Annotated in this window: 27 protein-coding genes and 1 riboswitch; all 27 genes read right to left on the bottom strand. The window is 43.2% G+C overall.

What is annotated here, in order from left to right; translation table 11 throughout:
- The coding region (locus Tfer_RS06155; RefSeq protein WP_052217350.1) for a S8 family peptidase at nt 1-1,174 on the bottom strand (1,174 nt) is incomplete at its 3' end.
- 35 nt (nt 1,175-1,209) lie between these two features.
- Nucleotides 1,210-1,335 (bottom strand): cyclic lactone autoinducer peptide, encoded by a 126-nt coding sequence (locus Tfer_RS15945; RefSeq protein ID WP_013121581.1) that lies wholly within the window; start codon nt 1,333-1,335, stop codon nt 1,210-1,212.
- Between the two features lie 167 nt (nt 1,336-1,502).
- Entirely contained in the window at nt 1,503-1,661 is a 159-nt protein-coding gene (locus tag Tfer_RS17280; protein WP_152908986.1) for a LytTR family transcriptional regulator DNA-binding domain-containing protein, read from the bottom strand.
- A gap of 276 nt (nt 1,662-1,937) precedes the next feature.
- On the bottom strand, nt 1,938-2,540 hold the full coding sequence (locus Tfer_RS06150) for a hypothetical protein (RefSeq protein ID WP_052217349.1): 603 nt from the start codon (nt 2,538-2,540) through the stop codon (nt 1,938-1,940).
- Between the two features lie 53 nt (nt 2,541-2,593).
- A complete protein-coding gene (locus Tfer_RS06145; protein ID WP_052217348.1) occupies nt 2,594-4,246 on the bottom strand; it encodes a DUF6345 domain-containing protein in 1,653 nt (550 codons plus the stop codon).
- A 260-nt stretch (nt 4,247-4,506) separates the two neighbouring features.
- Entirely contained in the window at nt 4,507-4,632 is a 126-nt protein-coding gene (locus tag Tfer_RS15935; protein ID WP_013121581.1) for a cyclic lactone autoinducer peptide, read from the bottom strand.
- Nucleotides 4,633-4,800: 168 nt separating this feature from the next.
- Nucleotides 4,801-5,526, bottom strand: a complete 726-nt coding sequence (locus Tfer_RS06140; protein WP_052217347.1) for a LytR/AlgR family response regulator transcription factor — start codon at nt 5,524-5,526, stop codon at nt 4,801-4,803.
- A gap of 14 nt (nt 5,527-5,540) precedes the next feature.
- Entirely contained in the window at nt 5,541-6,170 is a 630-nt protein-coding gene (locus Tfer_RS06135) for an accessory gene regulator ArgB-like protein (protein WP_052217346.1), read from the bottom strand.
- A gap of 13 nt (nt 6,171-6,183) precedes the next feature.
- Nucleotides 6,184-7,038 carry a sensor histidine kinase gene (locus tag Tfer_RS06130; protein WP_052217345.1) on the bottom strand — a complete coding sequence of 285 codons (855 nt, stop codon included), beginning with the start codon at nt 7,036-7,038 and terminating at the stop codon, nt 6,184-6,186.
- Complete coding sequence (locus tag Tfer_RS06125) at nt 7,031-7,525, bottom strand: hypothetical protein (protein ID WP_052217344.1); 495 nt, start codon at nt 7,523-7,525, stop codon at nt 7,031-7,033. The genes Tfer_RS06130 and Tfer_RS06125 overlap by 8 nt, the downstream gene beginning before the upstream one ends.
- A gap of 59 nt (nt 7,526-7,584) precedes the next feature.
- Nucleotides 7,585-7,671: riboswitch (cyclic di-GMP riboswitch) on the bottom strand.
- 263 nt (nt 7,672-7,934) lie between these two features.
- Nucleotides 7,935-8,873, bottom strand: coding sequence for a transketolase family protein (locus Tfer_RS06120; RefSeq protein WP_052217343.1), 939 nt, complete (start codon nt 8,871-8,873; stop codon nt 7,935-7,937).
- Nucleotides 8,866-9,705 (bottom strand): transketolase, encoded by an 840-nt coding sequence (locus Tfer_RS06115; RefSeq protein WP_052217342.1) that lies wholly within the window; start codon nt 9,703-9,705, stop codon nt 8,866-8,868. Before Tfer_RS06115 ends, Tfer_RS06120 begins: the two co-directional genes overlap by 8 nt.
- 21 nt (nt 9,706-9,726) lie before the next feature.
- Complete coding sequence (locus tag Tfer_RS06110; protein ID WP_052217341.1) at nt 9,727-10,572, bottom strand: YitT family protein; 846 nt, start codon at nt 10,570-10,572, stop codon at nt 9,727-9,729.
- 56 nt (nt 10,573-10,628) lie between these two features.
- Nucleotides 10,629-11,745, bottom strand: a protein-coding gene (gene prfB / locus Tfer_RS06105; protein WP_152908985.1) for a peptide chain release factor 2 whose coding sequence is annotated in 2 segments (ribosomal slippage) — nt 10,629-11,675 and nt 11,677-11,745 — 1,116 coding nt in all. Because the reading frame shifts where the segments join, the coding sequence is not laid out codon by codon here.
- 133 nt (nt 11,746-11,878) lie between these two features.
- Nucleotides 11,879-13,063 carry an HD domain-containing protein gene (locus Tfer_RS06100; protein ID WP_052217340.1) on the bottom strand — a complete coding sequence of 395 codons (1,185 nt, stop codon included), beginning with the start codon at nt 13,061-13,063 and terminating at the stop codon, nt 11,879-11,881.
- 135 nt (nt 13,064-13,198) lie between these two features.
- Nucleotides 13,199-14,020 carry an OmpA/MotB family protein gene (locus Tfer_RS06095; protein ID WP_052217339.1) on the bottom strand — a complete coding sequence of 274 codons (822 nt, stop codon included), beginning with the start codon at nt 14,018-14,020 and terminating at the stop codon, nt 13,199-13,201.
- Between the two features lie 3 nt (nt 14,021-14,023).
- Complete coding sequence (locus Tfer_RS06090) at nt 14,024-14,797, bottom strand: flagellar motor protein (protein ID WP_013121592.1); 774 nt, start codon at nt 14,795-14,797, stop codon at nt 14,024-14,026.
- A 295-nt stretch (nt 14,798-15,092) separates the two neighbouring features.
- Nucleotides 15,093-17,723: a preprotein translocase subunit SecA gene (gene secA, locus Tfer_RS06085; RefSeq protein ID WP_052217338.1), complete on the bottom strand. Its 2,631-nt coding sequence runs from the start codon at nt 17,721-17,723 to the stop codon at nt 15,093-15,095.
- A 256-nt stretch (nt 17,724-17,979) separates the two neighbouring features.
- The gene (locus Tfer_RS06080) at nt 17,980-18,549 is read right to left on the bottom strand and encodes a DUF5317 domain-containing protein (protein WP_052217337.1); all 570 of its coding nucleotides are present in this window, start codon (nt 18,547-18,549) and stop codon (nt 17,980-17,982) included.
- Nucleotide 18,550: 1 nt separating this feature from the next.
- Nucleotides 18,551-19,036, bottom strand: a complete 486-nt coding sequence (locus tag Tfer_RS06075; protein WP_083436817.1) for an HD-GYP domain-containing protein — start codon at nt 19,034-19,036, stop codon at nt 18,551-18,553.
- Nucleotides 19,037-19,048: 12 nt separating this feature from the next.
- Nucleotides 19,049-19,810: a hypothetical protein gene (locus Tfer_RS06070; protein WP_052217335.1), complete on the bottom strand. Its 762-nt coding sequence runs from the start codon at nt 19,808-19,810 to the stop codon at nt 19,049-19,051.
- A gap of 20 nt (nt 19,811-19,830) precedes the next feature.
- A complete protein-coding gene (locus Tfer_RS06065) occupies nt 19,831-21,120 on the bottom strand; it encodes an HD-GYP domain-containing protein (protein WP_052217334.1) in 1,290 nt (429 codons plus the stop codon).
- Between the two features lie 316 nt (nt 21,121-21,436).
- On the bottom strand, nt 21,437-22,096 hold the full coding sequence (locus Tfer_RS06060) for a hypothetical protein (protein WP_052217333.1): 660 nt from the start codon (nt 22,094-22,096) through the stop codon (nt 21,437-21,439).
- Nucleotides 22,097-22,300: 204 nt separating this feature from the next.
- On the bottom strand, nt 22,301-22,822 hold the full coding sequence (hpf, locus tag Tfer_RS06055; RefSeq protein ID WP_052217332.1) for a ribosome hibernation-promoting factor, HPF/YfiA family: 522 nt from the start codon (nt 22,820-22,822) through the stop codon (nt 22,301-22,303).
- Between the two features lie 140 nt (nt 22,823-22,962).
- Nucleotides 22,963-23,160 carry a cold shock domain-containing protein gene (locus Tfer_RS06050; protein ID WP_013121599.1) on the bottom strand — a complete coding sequence of 66 codons (198 nt, stop codon included), beginning with the start codon at nt 23,158-23,160 and terminating at the stop codon, nt 22,963-22,965.
- A 314-nt stretch (nt 23,161-23,474) separates the two neighbouring features.
- On the bottom strand, nt 23,475-23,975 hold the full coding sequence (locus Tfer_RS06045; protein ID WP_052217331.1) for a flagellar protein FliT: 501 nt from the start codon (nt 23,973-23,975) through the stop codon (nt 23,475-23,477).
- Nucleotides 23,965-24,378 carry a flagellar export chaperone FliS gene (fliS, locus tag Tfer_RS06040; RefSeq protein ID WP_052217330.1) on the bottom strand — a complete coding sequence of 138 codons (414 nt, stop codon included), beginning with the start codon at nt 24,376-24,378 and terminating at the stop codon, nt 23,965-23,967. The genes Tfer_RS06045 and fliS overlap by 11 nt, the downstream gene beginning before the upstream one ends.
- Nucleotides 24,379-24,447 lie beyond the last annotated feature (69 nt).

Here is a 24,447-nt window from a genome sequence, read left to right as displayed (position 1 = left end):
AATGTGTCCCCGACATGGTAACATAGTAATTGGTAATAGTGGTTTGTGCAGGTTTTTCCTGGGTTTCGGCTTGAGCGGCTTTTCCCGGTTTACCTGCCGAACCGCTATTTTTCTTGGGTATGTATGACGTGTCCGAAACCAGAGACGTAATACCTACCCCCGGAGCCACCAAATCAGGCTTTGTTAAACCGTCAATGGTTGGTCCCCGGCTTGAAAACCCGGCAATAACATCATCCAAAGTCTCAACTGTCTCTCTGTCATCCACAGCTCCTACCGTAATGATATGCGGGTTGATGCCGGGAGTGTTTATTGTCCCTGCCGACGGACCGTTATTTCCTGCTGCTGCCACTACCACCAGCCCTGCATTCCAGGCCGCTTCTACCGCCTGGCTCAATGGGTCAGTTGTATAAGACTCTGTGGCCGGAGCACCAAGCGATATGTTTATTACCCTGATTCCGTAAATATCTTTATTGTCGACAACCCATTGTATTCCGGCTATTACATCACTGGTGCTGCCTCCGCCGGTATTGTCCAGAACCTTCACTCCTACTAAGTTGGCCTCTGGGGCTACCCCTCTGTATTGCCCACCGGACATACTGCCGTTACCGGCAATAATTCCCGCTACATGAGTCCCATGGCCAAAATCGTCATAAGGCAGAGGCTTTTTATTCACGAAATCTTTAAATGCTATTATCCGGTTAGTCGGTTGGGTCAGATCCGGATGCGGGTATATTCCTGTATCGATTACTGCTACAGTAATTCCCTTGCCCGTAAAACCTACTTCCCAGGCGGCCGGAGCATTAATCGCTGCAGTTGCCGTATCTAAACAGGTATGAACTTCGGAGTCGTAGGAGACTCGGGTTACCTCTTCATCTTTAGCAAATTCTTCTACTGCAGAAACAGGCAGTTCAGCAGCAAATCCTTTTATCAGGGGTAGGTCATGTTTTACTTTACCGCCGCATTTCCGGATAAAGTCTTTATGCCTTTCTTTCAAACCTTGCTTAGTTTGGACAATTACCGGAACTGTTGAATCGGATATGATTTTAATCTTACCTTTTAAATCAGCGCTTATCTTTTCGTGGGCAGCAAAGGATGCTGTGGAGAAAGGAACCAGGGAAAACAGAAAAACCGAGACAAGGATAAATGTTATTGCCTTTCTTAAGTTTGGCCTCATATTTCACCCCCTTTCCGTACCTCCTTGAATACCTCCTACTCCTCCATCATCTTCGGCTGGTACCAGTATAACCAGCATGCCGTATTAACTCCGGTGGCCGCTACAAACAACAGTACCGCCGAAGCAAAACGTAAAATCATCGTCTTTGGCAGCCTGAACATCTCGTTCACCTCCCAATTCACTTCTTCTTAACTTTTTTTATCAAATTTTGCTGGTCTTTTCTACCAGTTATAATTAAACGGGTCATATTAGGCCTTGAATGGGTAATTGTTAAGAATTTTGCCTCTTTTTTAACCACAAAAAATAACCGTATTAGAAACGGCTATTTTTAATTCATCGAATTATATTTAAATTTCTCGCGTAATTCTTTTTCTTTTTCCCGGCTCAACAAAACTTTATCTCCGGTTTTTAATAAAATCTCAAAAGTCCCACCCGAAGAAACTACTTCCCTAATGTACCTTAAATTAACAAGATAACCTTGTGGCATCAAAAAAAATAACTGCTATTCAAACTCATATAACTGCCCATAGTAGAGTACTCATCTTCTTTAGTTCATCAAAATCACCAAAAATCTTCCACCCATTAGTCTGTATAATTGTATTCATTTATAAATAAGTGAACTAGATTGTATTCATAAGCCTTGTTTAAGTTACCCATTGATTTAAAATAAAGCGCATAATAACGTACGCATAAAAATTCAAGCTATTCTATGAAAACTGGAGAAATTCGCCATTTTATATGTCTATTTTTCGGTAGAAACCATCTAATCATGTTTATTTTTTTCTATAATTTTTAATAAAGTCTCGGCATCAAGGTTGTTTGCGGTAGCACCAGCCCAGTAATATTTCTCTTTTGTCAGCCAATGTTTATAGCCTAAATGAGCATCTAAATTCTTTTCATATATCTCCACCATGAACCCGTCTGTCTCAATCACAAAATTACCTTCCTGATCTCTGGGGCTACCTTCCCACCCCTGTTCTCCCAGGGTCATCTCTTTCTGTTTTAAGCTGACTTTATGCTTTTTTTCCCATTGCGCAAGTATTATTACAGTATCTTTCAACGCTATTGAATCCATTTGATTCTCAAAACCAGCGGGACGCCATGTTCGGTTTCCGCCGACTCCATCGGTTATGTTTCTTGTTAAGCGGGTAATTTCTTCTGATAGGTTTTTAAACCTTGGGTCATTTTTTTTAAGATCAATTCTTTTCCCCTCAACGTAAATGGTTAGATAGTCAGGGGGTGGTGGGACAAATTTTGTCTTTGAGGCTAAATTCATATCGGAAGATGTTGTAGAACAACCCAAAAAGCTCGTTAGTATAGCCGACAATATAATTATAAACAAAAATTCAACTTTTAATTTCCTCAAGCAGAATCCCTCCATGGAGAATCGGCTCCTAAAGGAGCCGATCGATCTATCATTTAATAATCTTCGATTTTACCCGAATAAGCATTCACAAAAATATATGAATCTTTTCCAACTTCTACCCGCCAAGCCGGTTCCATTACAGTTTGGTCATGCATAAAAGACTTGCTAAAGTAAACCAAATCAGTTTTTATAGAATTATCAGCCTTACCTGGAACCTTCCAAATCTTATGTACATTATTTATCGCAGCAGTTTGGGCTATTTCAGGAGTAACAATAGGCTTTTTATCATTATTGAAGTTTTTATCAATATTTCTCCATAATTTATGCATATTTGCTACACCCTGATTATCAACCAAAACTCTTATACTATCTCCATTATAACCGTCAACTAAAATATTATCTACCTTGCGCTTGTATTCCACTAAATATCCTATTTTTTCACTCTTATCTACACTGTCAGTGCCAAAGTTTAATAAATTTTTTTCTAATGGTCGAATCTTCCAAACAAAAGCATCTGCCGGTTTTCCACCATGAGTTTCTAAAAACTTGTCTGCCATCGCTCTTGCTTCCATATAATCAAAGTTGACCACTTCATCAACAATTTCCCTTGAATATTTAATTGCACCGGAAGTGTGTAAAATTTCTAATTTACTTCCTTTGGGGCCCTCAACAATAAGATCTCCTTTTTTATCTCTAATTTTGTAAATTTGATTTTTTTGTTCATCTGCATAAAACTGGTCAATTATAACTTCTTCATCTAGTTTTTGTGCCGTTGTGTTGTAGCTGCCAACCAATTTAACTTTTGTAAAATCTGACGTCTGGATACTGGAATTGCTCAGCTCTACGCTTGCACTGCTTAAAAGTTCAACTCTATCGTCACCGTATTGATATTGATAAATTACCGGAGCACCCGTTGTATCTGATGTCACTGTACCTTTCCCCCAAAGATAGTCCCTGTTACCGCTGTGTTCTATAACTCCCCAGTTAGTTGCATTGTAATAGTTGTTAGCATTTATCCATGAACTCCATATTGTCTGGGGACTGGTTCCTGCTGCATTAGCAAAGAATTTTGTAGCTACGTAATAATCGTTAGGGTATGACGGAGATGAAGCTTGGTATCCATAAATCCCATGGGCTCTTCTCGGTGAACCCATTAATGTTTTTGCCCATTGAATACCATCGTAATTACGGTTAGCAATACTGCAAGCACCCAAAATTGTCCACTCTAAATCATCATCCCAGGCTGAATTAGAGGAGTATGTACTAGAATCATAAGTAGTTCCTATATCAGTGTAGTGAACGTCAGTTAATTCGTCTTTTAAAAGCATCCGGTCTGAATAAGCATGTCCCATAAAGTAAAGCAAATCTCCCTGATCAGCCTGAGGAATAATCCCATCAGTGGAATCTTTAAAATCCCCAAGGCTTACGCCAACTGCTGTTTTATCTACTGGATTATAAGCATCCGTAGTGCCATCCGGATTAGGATCAACCTCATACTGTATTTTTGTCCAACCTAAAGAATCCTGCAAATAATCATCGAAATAGTTGGCATCTTCAAAGGTTAAATTCTTGTAATAATCATAATCGCCAACAGCTAAAACTGAAAATTCTTTTTTTCCATCATCGTCTGTTGCTGCATATACACTGGAATAAAATGTGAAAAAAAACATAAAACTCGCTAAAATTAAGGATAATGCTTTTTTCAAATTATATCACTCCTTTGCTATTATTTATGAAAAACAAAATTACAATGTTATCACCACCTCCTCATACAAATTATTTTAAAATGACATCAACACCTCCTCCTTCCTCTTACTTTGGTAAGTGAAGACTTTGGCACCAAAATTTTAAATTCTTTTTAGGCAAAATTAAATTCATATCAATATACCTTGGGTCACATTTATAACAGTCTGATACATGTGTTAATTCAAAAATTACTTAAACACGCGTTAACATACATTTCTTACTACTCCTCCATCATCTTCGGCTGGTACCAGTATAACCAGCATGCCGTATTAACTCCGGTGGCCGCTACAAACAACAGTACCGCCGAAGCAAAACGTAAAATCATCGTCTTTGGCAGCCTGAACATCTGGTCCACCTCCCAAATCACTTTTTCTTAGTTTTTTTATATCAAATTTTATTGGTGTTTTCTACCAATATTACATGAACGGGTCATAATAGGCCTTGAATGGGTAATTGTTAAGAATTTTGCCTCTTTTTTAACCACAAAAAATAACCGTATTAGAAACGGCTATTTTTAATTCATCGAATTATATTTAAATTTCTCGCGTAATTCTTTTTCTTTTTCCCGGCTCAACAAAACTTTATCTCCGGTTTTTAATAAAATCTCAAAAGTGCGTCCAGATGGTATTATCTCCTTTATATATTTCAGATTGACTACATATCCTTTGTGGCACCTGAAAAAATCTTTACTTAAATGCTGTTCCAATTCATGTATGCTGCTTCTAATTAAATATTCGTCCTTTATAGTTTTTATTAAAACCTTGGGAGTATAACTTTCAAAATAAATAATTTCATCAAAATCAGCAAACACTTTGCGCCCGTCAACCTTGATCAATAGTTTTTCGTCGTTCTGCACCCTACTGACCTCTTCCCTGGAAACTTTCTCTTTCAATTTCCTTATCGTCTTCTGTATCCTTTTTTCGTCCAATGGCTTCAAAATATAATCAAAGGAATACAGTTCAAAAGCCTCCAAAGCATAGTCAGGGTAAGCCGTAACAAAAACAAAATTTAACTGCGGGTAAACTTCGGCTAATTCCCTTGCCACTGCAATCCCGTTCATTTCCGGCATATCTATGTCCAGACAAACCACCTGAGGTCTTAACTTTTCCACCATTTTTACAGCTTCTTTACCATCACTGGCTATAGCCACTACTTTTACATCTTCCACTTCCTCAATAATCTTCTTCAGGTAAACCGCCACATATTGTTCATCATCGGCTATCAGCACCTCTAAAGCCAATCCCCCTACCTCCTTTATTTGGAAAGGCGCAGAATACTGTCAATTCCCCCGATAAACCTATATCCTGCCGGAGTTATGGTAAAAGCCTGCCAAACCAGACCTGTCAATATAGCCAAAACAAACTCCGTAAATACCCCGGCAACCAGAAACAATTCAGCGACAATAAAGAAAACACTGGCGATATATAGGGACAACCTTTTAAACCTGGCTTTTTCCCTTTTCTCCGGTATACGTTTATTTTCTGTATCACCGGGAGCATATTTCCAGACTATAGCAAAAACTACCGGAACAGAGACATAAATCGCTGCTGTGTACACCTGAAAATTAATTACTGCATTCAAGGTCTTCACCACAATTCCAAGCAAAGGAAAAACCAGCGTTCCTCCCACTAAACACCGGTAAAAAGCCCGGCAATGTTCTCCTCCTGATGCCAGGCGAAAAACACCGGCTGTAAATACCAATACCACCGTTTCTTTTAAAACACCCAATAAATATGCCAGTAGCATAACGCTGATTGTTTTGATAACGGCTGCCAGCGCCAATTCCATACCAAATATAATTTTAACTTCTTTTTGCCTGTTCAGGTTTAATTCCCGGGCCAGATAAACGCCCGTCTTTACTGCGATACGGTTAATATTCAACATCTATTATCACCTCTCATCTTTCTTTCGAAAAAAGAATGGTCAACCTCGTACCCCATTCCGGTCTGCTGCAAACAATAATTTCGCCGTGATTTTTTTCGACCACGGATTTTACCGAAGCTAAACCAAATCCCCGCTTGCCATCCTCCCCTTTAGTGGAAAACCCCGGTACAAAAATCTTCTCCTTTATCTCGTCAGCAATGTATCCCTGATTGTGCACCTGAATTACCCATTGCCGGCCGGTATCAAAAATCTTCAGCGTCACTTCTCTGTCTTGTGAATTTAGTACTCTTACGGCTTCGAATGAATTGTCAATTAAATTGCCAAGAACAGTGTTAAGCTCTATCGGGTTTAGCCTGATTTTTTCCAAACCGGTTTCAATTTCGATGATAAATGATATATTTTGGGCAGACGCAATACCCATTTTCACCAAAAGCAAAGCCGATACTTCCGGAATATTAATGCGCAAGGATTCACTGGTTATCTTTACGTCCTCATACAGATTTTCTATATACTTGCCTGCCTTTTCAATCTCCCCTGTTTTCAAAAGAGCATAGACTGCCTGCATGTGATTAACAAAATCGTGTCTCTGAACCCTTATTACTTTTATCAAATCCCGCAAATAATCAATATATTGCTCCTGAACCTGCAACATCCTCTCCTGTTTTACCACCTGTAACAACTTTCGGGTGAAAAAGAACGAAAAGAGTATAATGGCGAAAATTACCCCATTAACGACTGATAACAATCTCTGAGGGGAATCCAATTGAGTGACACCATCTATAACAGTCTGAAAATAAAACTGAATGGAAACCAAAACCAAAACCAGCCCTAAAAGAACCAACGTTACAAATAAACCTTTATTACTCATGATTCTCTACATGCTCCAAATTTTCGAATTCCTGAACATCAAACAGGGTAATTCTTTTACGAAATAAAAAGTAAACTAAAATTGCCATCAGGATAAATTCAGGTATAGGGAAGACGAAACGCCAAAAGGGGTCCTTTAGTACTTCTTTAATAGGTATTCCCGTAACCAGGGATAATATCGGATTTAATATCATTTCACATAAAGTTATTCCAATTACACCTATAGAAGATGCCAGAATAGCATATGTGATATTTAGCTTATAAAAACAGGTTACTAACATAACTAAAACAGGAAATTGCAAAATTATATGCAGCCCCGGCGCCAGAGGTAAAGCGCGTACTATATGAGATATTACCGAAGTGATTGCTGCTATAATAATTATTTTGGGAAGCCTTGGCCTTAAACCGGTTAAAACCAAACCAGATGAAATAACAAGTATATTTTCCGGGAAGGACTGAAATAGAATTAAACATAAATTGACAACCATTGCACACCCTCATTCCATGAATAAAAAATCCTATCCCCAAAGGAAATAGGCTTTAATAAAACCGCAACCTGGCAATCATAGCCTCCCCTGGCCGTAGACCCATAGCTTTGCGTCCTTCACTTTCGCGAAGTTTGCCAACTTTTATATGAATTACTATAATTTGAAAAAGATATGTATTAATTTAATTTCTCGACAAAACAGCAGTCCTCCTGCAACAATCGTTCGTCTTTTTTTTACTTCATTCGACATAATACTGCTTTTCGGTTGAAAATCATCACCCTCATAATTGTTTTGGATTATAGGAAAGCTGTCCAAAAATGCCCTGCACCCCGTGTTTCAAACACAGGGCGCAGGGCACTTAGACAGCTCTTAGTGTGGGGAGAAAACTTGTGAAAGAGTCCCAGTAGGTTTATTTTTTTCTTGCGATAGTTCTTTTCACGGCGGCAGCAATATCTTTGGCCGTCAGGCCGTATTTCTCGAGCAGTTCAGCCGGGGTGCCCGATTCGCCGAAGGTATCCTTGAGCCCTACCCGCTCCATGGGTACCGGGCAGTTTTCCACTACTACCTCGGCCACAGCGCTGCCCAGGCCGCCGATGACGCTGTGTTCTTCAGCAGTAACGATAGCGCCGGTCTCTTTAGCCGCTTCAATTATAGCCTCCCTGTCAATAGGTTTGATCGTATGCATGTTGATTACTTTTATGTTGATACCTTCATTTTTTAAGATCTCCCATGCTTCCAGGGCCACCCCTGTCATCAGGCCGCAGGCCATAACGGTACAGTCATTTCCGTCTTTTAAGATGGCAGCTTTGCCCAACTCAAATTTGTAGTCCTCACCAAACAACACCGGAACAGCCAACCGGCCCAGCCTGATATAGACAGGCCCTTTTATTTCCAACGCCGCCTGTACGGCCGCTTCCGTTTCCGGCCCATCCGCCGGCACAATGACAGTCATGTTGGGAATGGTGCGCATCAGGGAAATATCCTCCACCGACTGGTGGGACGCGCCGTCTTCCCCAACGCTGATACCGGCATGGCTGGCGGCAATTTTTACATTTAAGTTGGGATAGGCAACCGAGTTCCTGATTTGTTCAAACGCCCGCCCGGACGCAAAAACGGCAAAAGAACTGACAAAAGGTATTTTCCCGGCAGCTGCCAGACCGGCTGCCGTGGCCACCATGTTCTGCTCCGCTACGCCCATGTCGAAAAAACGGTCAGGAAATTCCCTGGCAAAATCAATGGTCTTGGTGGATTTGGCCAGGTCGGCATCCAGGACCACTATATCTTTATTGATATGGCCCAGTTTTTTCAAAGCTCGTCCGTACGCTTCTCTGGTGGCGATTTTACTCATTTTGTTCTACCTCCCCCTGTAGTTCTGCCAGGGCCTGCTGAACCTGTTCCGCATCAGGTGCCGAACCATGCCAGCCAACTTCGTTTTCCATAAAGGATATTCCTTTGCCCTTTACGGTATTGGCTATAATCATTGCAGGTTTTCCTTTTACCCGGCGCGCTTCCTGAAGGGCTGAGATAATTTGTTTAAAATCATGGCCGTCAATAACTACCACATGCCACCCGAACGCTTGCCATTTATCGGCCACAGGTTCCGGTGACATTACTTCGCAGGTTGGCCCGTCAATCTGCAGACCATTGTGGTCAAGAATACCGACCAGGTTATCCAGTTTATAATGGGCGGCCGCCATGGCTGCCTCCCATATCTGCCCTTCCTGAATCTCACCGTCGCCCAGTAAAGCATAAACCCGGAAATCCTTCCTGTCTATTTTACCGGCCAGGGCCATCCCCACTGCAGTTGATAACCCCTGCCCCAGGGAGCCTGTTGACATTTCCACGCCGGACAGGTGTTTCATGCTGGGGTGCCCCTGCAGGCGTGAATTGATTTTTCGCAAAGTATGCAACTCATCAACAGGGAAAAAACCTTTTTCCGCCAAAGCAGCATAAAGAACGGGGGCCGCATGCCCTTTACTCAAAACAAAACGGTCCCGGTCCGGCCACTGGGGTTCTTCGGGCCTGATGCGCATTTCATGAAAATAAAGGGTGGTAACAATATCGGCAGCGGACAGAGAGCCTCCGGGATGCCCGGATTTTGCCTCCCCAACCATGCGAATAATATGCTGCCGAATCGTATTAGCCTTGCGGGCCAGCTCCTGCAGTTTGGCTTCATTCATAAAACCGTCACTCCTTTCCAACTATGCAATGCTTCCCTTGAACCCCTCGCCAAGCACCTCATGGACATCGGTCAATATTACAAAGGCCCGGGGATCAATTTGATGAACTAATTCTTTTAAGCCGGAAATCTCGGCCCGGGTGACCACTGACAGAATGACTTTTTTGTCTGTTCCTGTATAAAAACCTGTTCCATGTAAGGCCGTAGCCCCCCGGTCAAGCTTCTCCAGTATCGCCTGCCCAATCTCTTCGGCATTATCAGATATAATCAGCGCCGCTTTAGCGCTACCGAAACCTTCCTGCACCACGTCAATCACCCGGGCGGTCAGGAAAACAGTCAGTAGGGCGTATAAAGCCAGTTCGGCGTTAAATACATAACCGGCTGCTATGATAACCATAGCATCAATACCGAAAAGTATCAACCCGACACTGGCCCAAACCAGGTACTTATTGACAATCGCCGCAGCCAGGTCAGTGCCGCCCGTGGTTGCCTTATAACGAAAAACTAACCCCAGACCTATGCCAACAGCTATTCCTCCATATATGGAAGCCAGTAACGGCTGGTGTGTGGGCACCGGAACATAAGGAGCCAGCAGGTCAACAGCCACGGACAGGGCAATTGTTCCGTACAGGGAACGAACGCCAAACCCGAAACCCAGCGTTTTAATGGCCGTGAGGAAAAGCGGAACATTTATCAACAGCATGGCCATCCCCACCGGCACTCTGAAAAGATAATATAAAAGCGTGGCAATGCCGCTTACACCGCCGGCAGCAATTTTATTAGGCACCAGGAACATATCCAGGCCCAAGGCCATAATTACAACTCCAACGGTGATCCCTATATAATCCCTTACTACCTTTGCAGTCATAAAAAATTCACCTCTGGAAGGAGCAGTAATACTATTCTTCCTCAACTGCAGGCTTTTTAGGCAGGATTGTCCCTTTTTATCCGGCTCTTCAAATAGGCCGCTATAAACTCATCAATCTCTCCGTCCATAACGGCCTGTACGTTGCCGGTTTCAACACCGGTCCGGTGGTCCTTGACCAGGCTATATGGATGAAAAACATAGGAGCGAATCTGACTGCCCCAGGCAATCTCCTGCTGTTCACCCCGCAATTTGTTCAATTCTTCTTCCTTTTTTTTAATCTCCAGGTCCAAAAGTTTTGCCTGCAGCAACTTCATGGCTTTCAGACGATTACTGTGCTGGGAACGTTCATTCTGGCACTGGACCACAATGCCTGTAGGAATATGTGTAATCCTGACAGCCGAATCAGTCTTGTTGACATGCTGCCCCCCGGCACCACCGGAACGAAAAGTGTCTATACGTAAGTCAGCCGGGTCAATAACAATTTCCGTCTCATCATCTACCTCCGGCAGGACATCCACGGAAGCAAAAGATGTATGCCGCCGTCCGGAAGCATCAAAAGGAGAAATCCGCACCAACCTGTGGACGCCTTTTTCCGATTTCAAGTAACCATAGGCATAAGGCCCTTCAATAGAAATACTGGCACTTTTTATGCCGGCTTCATCTCCAGGCAATAAATCCAAGGTGTCTATTTTATAACCTTTTTCTTCCGCCCACCGCGTATACATCCGCAGGAGCATCTGCACCCAGTCCTGGGCCTCTGTACCACCGGCTCCTGCATGCAGGGAAATGATGGCATTGCCTTTATCGTATTTGTCTCCCAGTAGCAGGGTTAATTCGGCCTGTTCTATATTGTGCCGCAAATGCCTGATATCCCGGGCGACTTCTTTTTCAATTTCGTCCGGGTCGTCATCTTCCATGCCCAATTCCCAGAGGGTATAAACATCATCATACTGCCTTTTCAGGGTATTGTACAACTCGACGGTATCTTTAAGGTCATTGATTTCGCGCATTACTTTCTGCGCTTCCACCGGGTTGTCCCAAAATCCCTGTTCAGCCGTTTTTTCTTCCAGTACGTTTACTGCCCGAACTTTACCGGCTATGTCAAAGAGAAACCCTCAATTCTTCCAAACGTTCAGCCAGTTCAATCAAATCCCGTTTTAAATCCGCTATCAATTTTAACCCTCCAAAATCCTGTTTAATATAGTAACAAAATTAGCTACTATTGACTCTACTTTCCACAATACTTTTTATTATACTTTTTAGACTGTTTTTTGTCAAAAATAACAGGCCTGCTGCAGCCGCCGGCCTAAATTACAAATTTTGGCTTTTTTTCTAGATTGGACCTGGTCCTGGCTTCGTGGAAGTTATCCGCGATGGACCCGCCCATTCCGTATCCCACCCGAAACTCAAATCCTGTCCGCGCTTTGACAGCGTCCGTTATTCTTTTGATTATCAGCCGAATAATGTTTTCGTCCTCAACGTTGGTTATAATCACGAACTCATCGCCTCCTACCAGTCCTACCACATCCCTTTCCCGTTTCCTGTCCTGAACGCGGACAACAGACCTGATGGTATTCAATATCTCCCTTTTTGTCCCCTGCACTTCGTATTCACTGTGCAACTGGACAAATTTGCCAAAGCATTTTAAATCTAACAGGATTACCGTTGCCCCAGCCCTGATTTTTATATTCAGTAGCTTTAACCTGGGATCTTCAGGTCCCGCCACCCCTATGACCAGTTCTTTTACCAGTTCGTCTTCCATTTTCTCCGGCTCTGCCAATAAGTAAATCTTGCCCTGAAACTTCCGCTCAATAGCACACAACTGGTCAAGAACGGCCACTGCCTGGGCCAGGTTGCTGCCTTTGGCCGCATACTGCTCCGGCCGAAAACAAAGTATATCATCACATATCATCGGAGCCAAAGAAAGGGCCAGGGCAATTTTCTTTAACACCTGAGGGTATATTTTTACATGATGATGTAAAGCAATGGCTTCAATAATACCGGATTTTATATTATACGTTTCGGATATCCGCACACTCTTGACCAGGTGCCGGTGTATGGGCTCTTTATACTCGACCCAGCCGGGAACATGTTTTTTCAGGTTTTTGGGCGGCTTGTTCTTTTTCACGGATTGGGGCTCAAAAAACGAATCATCTATTTCCGGCCCTTTGCCTATGTCGTGAAAAAGCACAGCCGTAATTAAGTCTGCTTTGTCGATACCTAATTCAATAAGGATCTCCTCTCCAATCATTTCTGCAAATTCAGCCATGCGTAAAACATGATGCAGTTGGTTTTCCCCCAATGATATCAAATCCGCCAGTTTAAAAAGCTCCTGTACCTCAAAAAAGCGATTAATCAGTGGAATTAACCGGGGCCGTACCAGAGCCTTAACAACGCACATCAACAGGTCACGTTCACAGTAAGGCCTGTCGCAATCACCGTTTCCCCGGCACCCGTTTTTCTCTCCTTGATACATTAATTTCAACTGCATAAAACTCCCTCTTTCCAAAATCCCCCACCATTGGCTGTATTAATATAATTAGTCGATTCCTTGTTTTTTCCTGCTTAATTAAGCAAAAAAGGATGCCGGAATAGGGCATCCTTGGTTAGTATAAGTAAAACTGGCTCATGGACTGCTATTATTGCTTTTTTGTGATTCCATGCTGTTACCGGTCCCCTGTACATTTTCGCCCTGGGACTGGGCATTTTTGTCGCCATTGGGCTCCGCCAGGTTTAGTACAGTACGTAACACCACAATATCAACGCGTCTGTTCATGGCCCGGTTGGCTTCACTGGTATTAGGCACCAGCGGCCTGTATTCCCCGTATCCTGTCGCCGACAGGCGCTTCGGGTCAAAGCCCACCCGGTCTATCAAAAATTTCACCACATTGGTGGCCCTGGCCGTGGAAAGTTCCCAGTTGGAAGGAAACTTGGCCGTCCTGATGGGCAGGTCACAGGTATGTCCTTCAATCCTGAGGTTATTGGGCATGTTTTTTAACACCTGGCCAATTTTTATCAGCACTTCCTGGGCCCGTGGATTGATTTCCGCCGAACCCATAGCAAAGAACATGGTTTCTTTAAGGCTGATGACAAGCCCGCGTTCCTCGTAGGCAACCACAACTTTCCCGCCCAGGTTTTGGCCCTTTATATAGGCGTCTAACTGTTCCTTCGCCTTTTGCATTTCTTCCATTTCCTTTTTCTGGGTGCCTTCAGACTGTCCGGGGATTACCACTGGGCCGGGGGCCTCGCCGATAAAGTAACCGCTGTTCTGCCCGACCAACGCCCTGCTCAGGGAGGAAGACAACTGGGCAAACTTCTTGGCATTAACGTTGCTGATAGTGTACATGACGATAAAAAATATCATTAATAATGTGATTAAGTCAGCATATGTAATCAACCACCGCTCGTGGTTGGGCGCCTTTTCCGGCTCCTTGGCCCGTTTGCCCATATCTTACACCTCTTTTTGCGTTTCCTTTCTTACCTTGGCCGACAGGAAGGCCCTCAGTTTCTCGCCCACTATACTCGGGTTGTCACCTGCCTGGATAGATAATATTCCTTCCAGGGCCACTTCCTTGATGAAGCGTTCCTGTTTACTCTTCAGCTTCAGTTTATGTCCCATGGGCAGCCATAATATGTTAGCCGAAGAAACACCATACAAAGTGGCGATAAAAGCGGAAGCAATAGCGGGACCTAAGCTTTCAGGATCTGAAAGGTTGCCTAAAACGTGTACCAGCCCCATTACGGTACCGATAATACCCATTGTCGGCGCATAACCACCCGCTGATTCAAAGATATCAGCTCCGATTTTATGCCGCTGGTCCATAAATTCAATCTGTGTTTCCAGGATGTCCCTGACCAGCGCCGGATCCGTTCCGTCTACTACCAGTTGGATGCCCTGGCGTAAGAAATCATCCTCAATGTTGGCCGTTTCCCTTTCCAGGGAAAGGAGCCCTTCCCGCCGGGCCTTTTCCGCAAACCCTACCAACGTTACAATCAGTTCGTTCACCTCGTATTTATGCTCCTTAAAAACTATCCTCAAAAGAGCAGGAATCGATTTGATATCTTCCATCTTAAAACTGGCCACCGTGGCGCCAATCGTACCGCCAAAAACGATCAGGGCAGCAGAACCGGCCAATAGAGAACTTACATGTCCCTTTTCTGCTACAAAACCACCTACCAAAGAAAGTAAGCCAAATATAATTCCCAATATTGAGGTTAAATCCACCCTATAACCACCTGCACTTTATTAGTTTTAAATAAGACCAAATAATATTTATTGATGTCATGTTTTATTATTGGCTACCGAACCATGTTTTTCCTCCCTGCATCTACAAGTTATGACAAAATTTTGCGCCTTCCCGCATCGTTGACACCCCTTAACTTTAATTAGTATCGAGATTTTTCACTAAGAACTTTATAGCCGGCGCATAACTTTTTCCAAAAATAGAATAAAAAAAGCGCGCTTCGGTCAATCTCCTTAGCGCGCGATTTCAAGTATTTCATACCCCCTCAAGCGGGAGTCATTTTCCTTCTGTTGACGCTCCACAACATTTCTTGTACTTTTTGCCGCTGCCGCAAGGGCAAGGGTCATTGCGGCCCACTTTCTTTCCAACCCGTACCGGCTGCCGCGGCTCTTCTTCGGCGTACCTGTTTTCGACAACATTATGATGCTGAACTGCCGGTTGCTCCACAACACTGACCCGGAAGATGTACCTGACCACATCTTCCTGAATGCTGAAGATCATGTTCTGGAACATCTCATAACCTTCAAATTTGTATTCCACCAGCGGGTCTTTCTGGCCATAGGCCCGCAAACCGATACCCTGACGAAGCTGATCCATGGCATCCAGGTGGTCCATCCATTTTTCATCAACCACCCGCAGCAACACCGCTCTTTCAATCTCCCGCAGGGTGTCAGCACCAAGTTCCTTTTCGCGGGCCTCATATAATGCCACTGAACGTTCAAAAAGTAACTCCTTGATCTCATCCCGGCCCATGTCTTCCAGGTCGGCAGCTTTAATGTCATGGTGTGGCAGGTACAACTGTTCACTGTAGCGCAGGAGCCCTTCCAAATCCCATTCCTCGGGGTGGACCCCCTTGTTGCAATAAACATCGAGGGCTCCGTCAATCAAGGTCTCGATCATCTGTATAATCGTTTCTTTAAGGTTTTCTCCTACCAGAACCCTTCGTCGCTGCTCATAAATAACTTCCCGCTGCTTATTCATAACATCGTCGTATTCAAGAACGTGTTTTCTGATGTCAAAGTTCCTGTTCTCCACCCGTTTTTGGGCAGCTTCAATAGAACGGGTGATAATAGGGTGCTCTATCGGAACATCCTCTTCCATACCCAGCTTATCCATTAACCCGCTGATATTATCGGAGCCAAATAACCGCATCAGGTCGTCTTCCAGCGAGATGTAGAACCTGGTGGAACCCGGGTCTCCCTGCCGGCCCGCCCGGCCGCGCAACTGGTTATCAATACGCCTGGATTCGTGGCGCTCCGTGCCAATTATATGAAGACCGCCCAGTTCAACCACCTTCCGGTGTTCATCATCGGTAATCTTTTTATATTTTTCAACAAGTTGGGCAAAGGTTTCCGGGTCTTCGTCAGGTTCTTTGCCTATTCTCCGCATTTCATCATGGGCCAGGTATTCGGGGTTCCCCCCCAGCAAAATATCGGTGCCCCGACCCGCCATGTTGGTTGCAATGGTCACCGCACCCAGCCTGCCCGCCTGGGCGATGATATCTGCCTCTTTTTCATGATATTTGGCGTTCAAAACATTGTGCTTAATGCCTTTTTTCTTAAGCATTTGGCTAAGTTCTTCCGATTTTTCTATGGATATGGTACCTACCAATACAGGCTGTCCCTTGGCATGGCGTTCGGCAATTTCCTCCACTACTGCCCTGAACTTGGCAGCCTCAGTCTTATAGACGGCGTCAGGCAGGTCTTTCCGAATCATCGGTTTATTGGTGGGAATGACCACTACATCTAGACCGTATATTTTCCTGAACTCTTCTTCTTCTGTTGCGGCCGTACCCGTCATACCCGCCAGTTTTTCGTACATCCGGAAATAATTCTGAAAGGTAATGGTAGCCAGGGTCTGGGATTCTCTTTCGATTTTAACCCCTTCCTTGGCTTCAATGGCCTGGTGCAGTCCTTCGCTGTACCGCCGGCCGAACATCAAACGGCCTGTAAACTCGTCAACAATTATAACCTCTCCATCCTTGACCACATAATCGCGGTCTCTTTTCATCAGGGCATGGGCCTTCAAAGCCTGATTTAAATGGTGGGTGAGTTCAATCTTGTCATCATCATAAAGATTATCTACGCCAAGCATCTTTTCGGCCTTGGCTATGCCCGATTCAGTCAGGGTTACGATATGGGCCTTTTCATCCACTGTATAATCTTCATCTTTAACCAGTTTGGGAACAATTTTGGCCATTACGTAATATAAATCCGTTGCTTTATCTGCCTGGCCCGAAATAATCAGGGGGGTTCTCGCCTCGTCGATGAGGATGCTGTCCACTTCGTCAACGATGGCATAATAAAGGTCCCTCTGGACCAGTTGTTCTTTACTCAAGGCCATGTTGTCCCTAAGGTAATCGAAGCCGAATTCGTTGTTGGTACCGTAAATAATATCAGCATTATAGGCAGCCTTTTTTTGCGCATAGTCCTGGCCATGAACGATTAACCCCACAGACAGGCCGAGAAATTTATAAATACGACCCATCCACTCACTGTCCCGGGTAGCCAGGTAATCGTTAACGGTAATTACATGCACTCCCCTGCCGGTAAGCGCATTCAGGTAAGCAGGCAGAGTGGCCACCAGCGTCTTGCCCTCACCGGTTTTCATCTCGGCAATCCGCCCCTGGTGCAGAACAATGCCGCCTATCAACTGCACATCAAAATGGCGCATGCCTAAAACCCGCCGTGATGCTTCCCGGACAACAGCAAAAGCCTCCGGCAGGATGTCGTCCAAGCTTTCTCCCCTGGCTAAGCGCTCTTTAAATTCCGGCGTCTTGGCCTTCAAACGGTAATCGGCCAAAGCCTTGATTTCCGGCTCCAGAGCATTTATTTGATCAACAACCTTTTGCAGTTTCTTTATTTCCTTGGCATTGTCATCGAAAAAATTTTTTAAAAACCCAAGCATTGTTACACCTCTTTTTAATTTAAATAAAACCGTAATTCTTACAATTTCAGGAATTCATTATATCCCATTGTATCATCTTTAGAAGGCCTTTTCAAGGGGCGGAAGTACCTGGTAAACCGCCATTAGCCAAAGAGCCTCCGGTTCCGACCGGCCAAGGCATCTACCGTACTGCCGGCCACACACCTTCCACCGCGCCATGAGCTTGATTTGGGCAAATATCCTGACACAGAAACCCCGGTTTTTAGCATACGGTTTTTTACAGTTTTCCGTTTATATGGGTAAACTTGATATAATCACCTTTATTTTTCATAGCGTTAATAATTAAATAAAAAGCCCCTATATCTATAACGATATCCCCGATACTTATCAATTCATTTTGGTAAGGTAACGGACAAAAAATCTGATCCGCCAACCACTTCAATTTTGTACTGTCCGATATCAACCCATGAGTACCGCTGTTTCCTTTTTCCAGGGCCTGCAACACGGCCGGCGGCAATAAGTCAGCCCTCACCGGCATCAGACCCTGATTCAGCATAATTACCAAAAAGTTCATAAAAACTCCCAGGCCTAACAATTTGATGCCCGGAACCGCTCTGTTCAGGAAAAGTCCTATAAACAATGGCAGATAGGAAAATAAATGAATATAACCCCTGTAATCAACTGCCCATTGAACACCCTTGCCCACGAGATAGTTTAATGCTGACTGGAGGATGAAAGATAAAAAAAATAATTCTATGTGTTTTAAAGAAAGATGCTTAAGATTAAAGAGGCTCCCCCCTACCAAGGCTCCAATGACAATGGCTACAACCACCGTTTCAAGTAACAAACTAAATCTCCCCCTGTCTATGCAGAACTTTTTTAAACACTTTTACTACCTGCGGGTCAAACTGTTTACCTGCCAAAGACTCCAGTTCCGCCAGGGCCTCTGCCTTAGTTTTGGCCTTCCGGTATGGCCGGTCCGTCGTCATGGCGTCAAAAGCGTCAACCACCGCCAAGATACGGGCCCCTTCCGGTATATCATAACCTCGCAGGCCTGCCGGATAACCAGTGCCGTCAAAACGTTCATGGTGAAATCGGACTATGTCAGCCCCACTGCTCAAAAAATTTATTTTTTCTATTATCTTGGCGCCGATTAAGGAATGACGTTTGACCTCTGCATATTCGTCCGCCGTTAAAGCTTCAGGTTTATTCAGAATCCTATCTTTGATGCCGATTTTTCCGGCATCGTGGAGGAGGGCTATATAATGGAGCCTGGTTAATTCCTTGTCAGTATATCCGATATCCCTGGCTATCGCCAATGCATATCCCGCCACCCGTTCCGCATGTCATCGCACATGCGGATCTTTGACTTCAATGACTGCTACTAGGGTTTTCACCGTATTAAGGTAACTCTGGCGGATGTTCGTATACAGCCGAAAGGCATAGTTAACCAGCATAACCGGTACGAAAAAGAGTAACACAAAAAACAGCCTGTTTTGAGTTTCCACCGAATTAAATATATATGGTATTAAGTAGGCCAAAGGAGCCAGCACAAAAAAATTCAGCGATATTTCTTTACCAATTTCCAACCATTCATCTTTGAAGGGAATTTTCCTCTTGCGGCCCGCATATTGGACAACGGCCAATAAAGTAATATCAGTTATAAAATAAGCCATGGTAGCTGCTATAAAACCGAATATAGTATCAGTTGCCAAATTATAGGCCAACCCGGCAGCCGCAACGGTACAGGTACTAAGTGCAGCGTTGAAAAGGCTGTTATAAAACGGCCATTTCCTTTCTATTGCCAGTTTGACGGTATTTACCAAAAACACGGTCATAAACGTTGTCAGTATAGCAACGCTCATTCCAAATAACTGAATAACCACCAGCTCAATGATAAAGGCAAGCGAATATTCAATATTTACCGACAGCCTGATCCTGAAGGCATTAGATATCAACAGGAGTACAACAAACAGGGATAAGTCAGTCCACGAATGGAGTATAACTTCCTGATTGCCAAATAAAAACAAAAGTGTAAATCCGCCGACAATGATCAATATTTTATATACTTTGTCCAATATAAGCTGCACCGGTTTTAAGCTAACCATCAAATCACCCGTATTTCCCGTTACTCAGATGCCGGCAATACAGAATCACAGTTGGTTGGCGCCTGTATCTTACGCTTTTCATCCATTACGCTTAAAAACGCCTTGACGACCTGTGGGTCAAACTGCTGTCCAGACATTTCTTCAAGTATGGCAAAAGCTTCATGAAAACTTTTTCTCGGTCGGTAAGCCCGGTCAGACGTCATGGCATCAAAAGCGTCGGCAACACTGATAATACGTGCTCCCAACGGAATATCTTCTCCCGATAGCCCATGGGGATAACCCCCACCGGCATATTGTTCGTGGTGATATAAAATATATTCCTTGCTTACGGCCAGGTCTTCCATCGCCTCTATTATTTTGGCCCCCAGCCCGGAATGACCTTTAATAATCTCAAACTCTTCTGCTGTCAGTTTGTCCCTTTTACACAGTATATCATCGCTAATCCCTATTTTGCCGACATCGTGCAGCAAAGCCATATGTTGGATCATTTCCACCTGGTCTTCCGGAAGCTTCATCGCCCTAGCAATAAGAGATGCATACTCAGCAACCCGTTCCGAATGGCCCCTGGTATACCTGTCTTTAGCATCAATAGCACTGGCAAGGGCTTCCAAAGTGTTAAAATATATTTCACGTAGATCCATATAAGCTTTAAAAATAAATCTAGCAAGTAATAATGGAATAAAAAATAAAACTATTCCTAGAAAACCTATATATTGATAAACCTTAGCCATTAACAAACCTAAAGGAGCTAACAAAAGAAAATTAGGCAATAACCAGCGAATATTGGTCATCCAAATAGTGCGTAAAGAAATTTTCTGAGATAGCGCCAGTATAATTGAAACTGCAGTACAGTTAACAATTATGTAAGTCACTGCTGAACTACTAAGGGGTAATAAGTTATTAAATTCTGCACCTGCATTATTCCCATTGAATAATTGAAAAACTACACCCGCTGTTCCTACAGCTAATACAACCTGGGCACAATTAAATAAAACTTTGTACCAAGGGCTTTTGTCTATCTTAAATAATTTACGTAATACTATTGCAACAACCATTATGCATACTGAAATGGCGGGACCAAACAAGATTATACTGGCATAATCAACTGCCATCGAAACAGTAACATAACCACCGCGTGGTAAAGATACCGGCAAGGAGTCAACAAATATAGCTAATAATAAAAAGAACACAAAACCCTGAACATTATAACTATTTATTTCAATAGTTGGAATTAAACTTACTAAAAGAAATGCTGCTAATAACACCACAAAAACAATATAAAGTTTTATACTTAGAGAAAACGTCTTCATAAAAACCCACCTAACAAATAAAAGGACCGACAAGTACTTTAGTTTTTACCACCATAATCTGGCACCACCGGCTAATACTAAAGTAACGATAGCCAAAACAACTTTAGCAATAGTTTTCATGTAAAGTTAACCTCCCGTCTTCTCTGACTCGACCTTTTCCCGCTAAGAATGGTCGGTTGTGCTCCGCTCGGGTAGGTTTCTCGCTCTGCTCATAAATGTTTACTGCATAAAACTTTACAGAAACATTAAAGTTTGGCCTATCTACTGTCGGTCCTTAATAAAACATTTTCCATTAAAATTACTATTTTATTGTCCATTATTCATTAAGCAGCAGCGCCAGCTTTCTGTTAACTGCCGACAAAGTTGCTTTCACCGTAGCCTCCCGGTCATCCTCTTTAATGTACGCCGTTCCAATCAAACGGTCTTCGCCTAGATTAGTGACCAAGGCAACTGATACAACTACTGCCTGATGCCGGGCCAAGGTAACCAAAGTCAAATCCTCCACCACAAAGTTGCAGATCCCGGCCAGATAATCTTCCAGAGCTGCCGCAGTGGCCATGGCTACAACCCGTAGCTTGTTAGTTGCGGAACTGGGACCGGAAGCAGTCCCTTCAATTACGTTATCGCCTATCTGCAGTTGCACCCGGGCCTCAGTACGGCGGTCAATGGTTGAGAGGTGAACTGCCACAATTTTAGGCCTTATTTCTGTGCCGGCACACCCATTGTTATTCTCGTCATGGATTTGGGCAACACTGATTTTTTTGTGGTCAACGGTTATACCGAACTGAGCCATAAAAGCTGACTCAATATCACGCACTATCTGTTTGGGGTTCCTACTGGATCCTGACAAAACATGAATTTCTTCTATTTCACCTTTATCATTCTTTATCACCTTTGCTGAAACGACATCGCGCATCTGGCGGATTAGTGCTTCACCTTCATCTATATAGTCGGCGTCTTTTCCGTCAAGAACCATGCTGATCCCTCACTTTGGCATATAGAAATACATATTTTTAATTTTTCTACTTTACTATGTTTTTTCCTCTTTTTCTCCAACCTTAATTATTATAAAATTTTCTACAATTTCCACCTTATAACGACAAAAAAATAAGAGACCGCTTTTGATTATAACGGTCTCACGATGTTGACAAAGATATTCTTTGTCATCGGCATTTCGAGTTTAGAATTCGGGTTCGATTAAACCGTAATTGCCGTCTTTCCTCTTATACACAACATTGACTTCCTCAGTTTCAGCATTGGAAAATACAAAGAAATTATGGCCCAGCATATTCATTTGCAGGACAGCTTCATCAACAGGCATGGGTTTTATAGCGAAACGCTTTGTTTTTACTATGCGCGGTTCATCTTCATCAGCTCCAGCGGCCGGAGCCTCAACAGGGCTACCGGTTTTCGTCCTTTTGCTCATAATTTTGGTTTTATACTTATTGATTTGTCTTTCCAGCTTTTCTATGACTAAATCAATAGAAGCGTACATATCGCCCGTTGCTTCTTCACCCCTGAGAATCATACCGTTGACAGGCATAGTCACCTCTACCTTATGGGTGTCTTTTTCCACCACCAGAGTAACCTGGACTTCCAGTTCGTTGTCAAAGAACTTCTCCAGCTTACTCAGCCTTTTTTCTACATATTCTTTTAATGCCGGTGTGACATCAATATTTTTGCCTCTTACATTCAATTTCATAAGCAGCGCTCCTTTCAGTCAGTATCTTTAAATTATTATTCCCTTATTTCCATGAAAATCCTGCATTTTTAGAAAAAATATAGCGGTTCTAATTTAAAAACCCCAGGGAGCTACCTGGGGTTAGAAATTGTCATTTGAAATTATAACTTAACTACGTTTGCCGCTTGAGGCCCACGAGCACCTTCCACAATTTCAAATTCGACTTCCTGTCCTTCAGCCAAGGTCTTGAATCCTTCTTCTTGAATAGCAGAGAAGTGAACGAATACATCGCCACCGTCTTCTCTTTCAATGAAGCCGAATCCTTTCTCCTGGTTGAACCACTTAACTTTACCTAACATACTTTACATTCCCCCTAAATATTTCTTACCGCGAGCCTTAGGCAAACTCACTTGCTTAATCATAACACAAGCGCTAAAATGTGTCAATATAGAAACCGAAAAATACCTTTATTGGCGCGTGTTTAGCAAATTTTCATTAATTTGCACCCGAATTTGTGTTCCTGCTCGCCAATAATGTGGAAAAACATCTGTGGATAATGTGGATAAGTCTGTTAATAAGTGTGATTATTTATGTGAAAGTGTGGACAAATTTTATTCGCTTTGTGGAAAACAAAAAGCCCAAACCGGAAATCAGGTTTGGGATCCGAATAAGCTTATTTTTTCTTATCAAAAAATACGGGTTCAGGAAACATTTCGGGACGGTCAAGGTATGCTTGCTGAAATTCCCGATACTGCTTGATCTGTTTTAGCTCCTGGCTGATACTTATTTTATGTTCTTCCATTATCTTCATGTTCTGTCGGTCCCATGTCACGATCTCCTTTAATAGGTCCTTTATTTTCTGCGTCTCTTCTTCCAACTTCCGTCTTAACTGAGGGTAAATCAGGTCCTGTACCTTGGCCAGGTTAAATTCCTTAAGGTGCAGTAATTCCACGACTTCTTTTTTATGCGGTTCCATGTCGGAGTTTATTTCATTTATATTCTTTATTATGTCCGCTCTTGCGTCTAAAGCCTTGTCAATTTCCTGCCAGTTGTCCGTTTCAATAAGCTCCCTTAACTGCCGGGATAGGTTTCGTAGCTGTTCATAAAACACACTCTGTTGCTGATAGCCATTGATTATATGTTCGATGTGACTGTTCAGGTTTTTAACCTTCAATATTTACACCGCCTGCCACAAGGTTTTTTCTTTCCTTACATTTCACCGCGGCTTCCGCCCAGACTTCCCTCAGTTCCTGAACTTGTCCGAGGACTTCCGTTATAATATCCGGGTCTTTTTTTATATTGGCCTGGACAAGCCTGCGATTCCAGTAATCATAGATATTGCGGAGATTAAAGGCAATTTCTCCTACACTCAGATCCAAACTTACCATTAGCTCATTTATTATATCTTGTGTCTTGCCAATATATTTGTTTGCATCTTCCATGTTTTTCCGGAAGACAGCCTCTCTTGCCTGGTGAAGAAATTTTATTGCCCCATCATACAACATGACAACCAACTGTTCCGGGCTAGCCGTCTGCACAGAGATCTGTTTGTACTGGCTATACGGATTTACCTGCATGAACACCCCACCTTTAAAATGAAAACTTTTTATAGCTCCAACTGTTTCACAAAACAGTTACAGTTAAAA

Origin of the sequence: Thermincola ferriacetica (assembly GCF_001263415.1) — a bacterium.
In the GTDB taxonomy this organism is placed as follows: Bacteria; Bacillota; Thermincolia; order Thermincolales; family Thermincolaceae; genus Thermincola; species Thermincola ferriacetica.
This window is presented reverse-complemented; position numbering and strand designations above follow the sequence as displayed.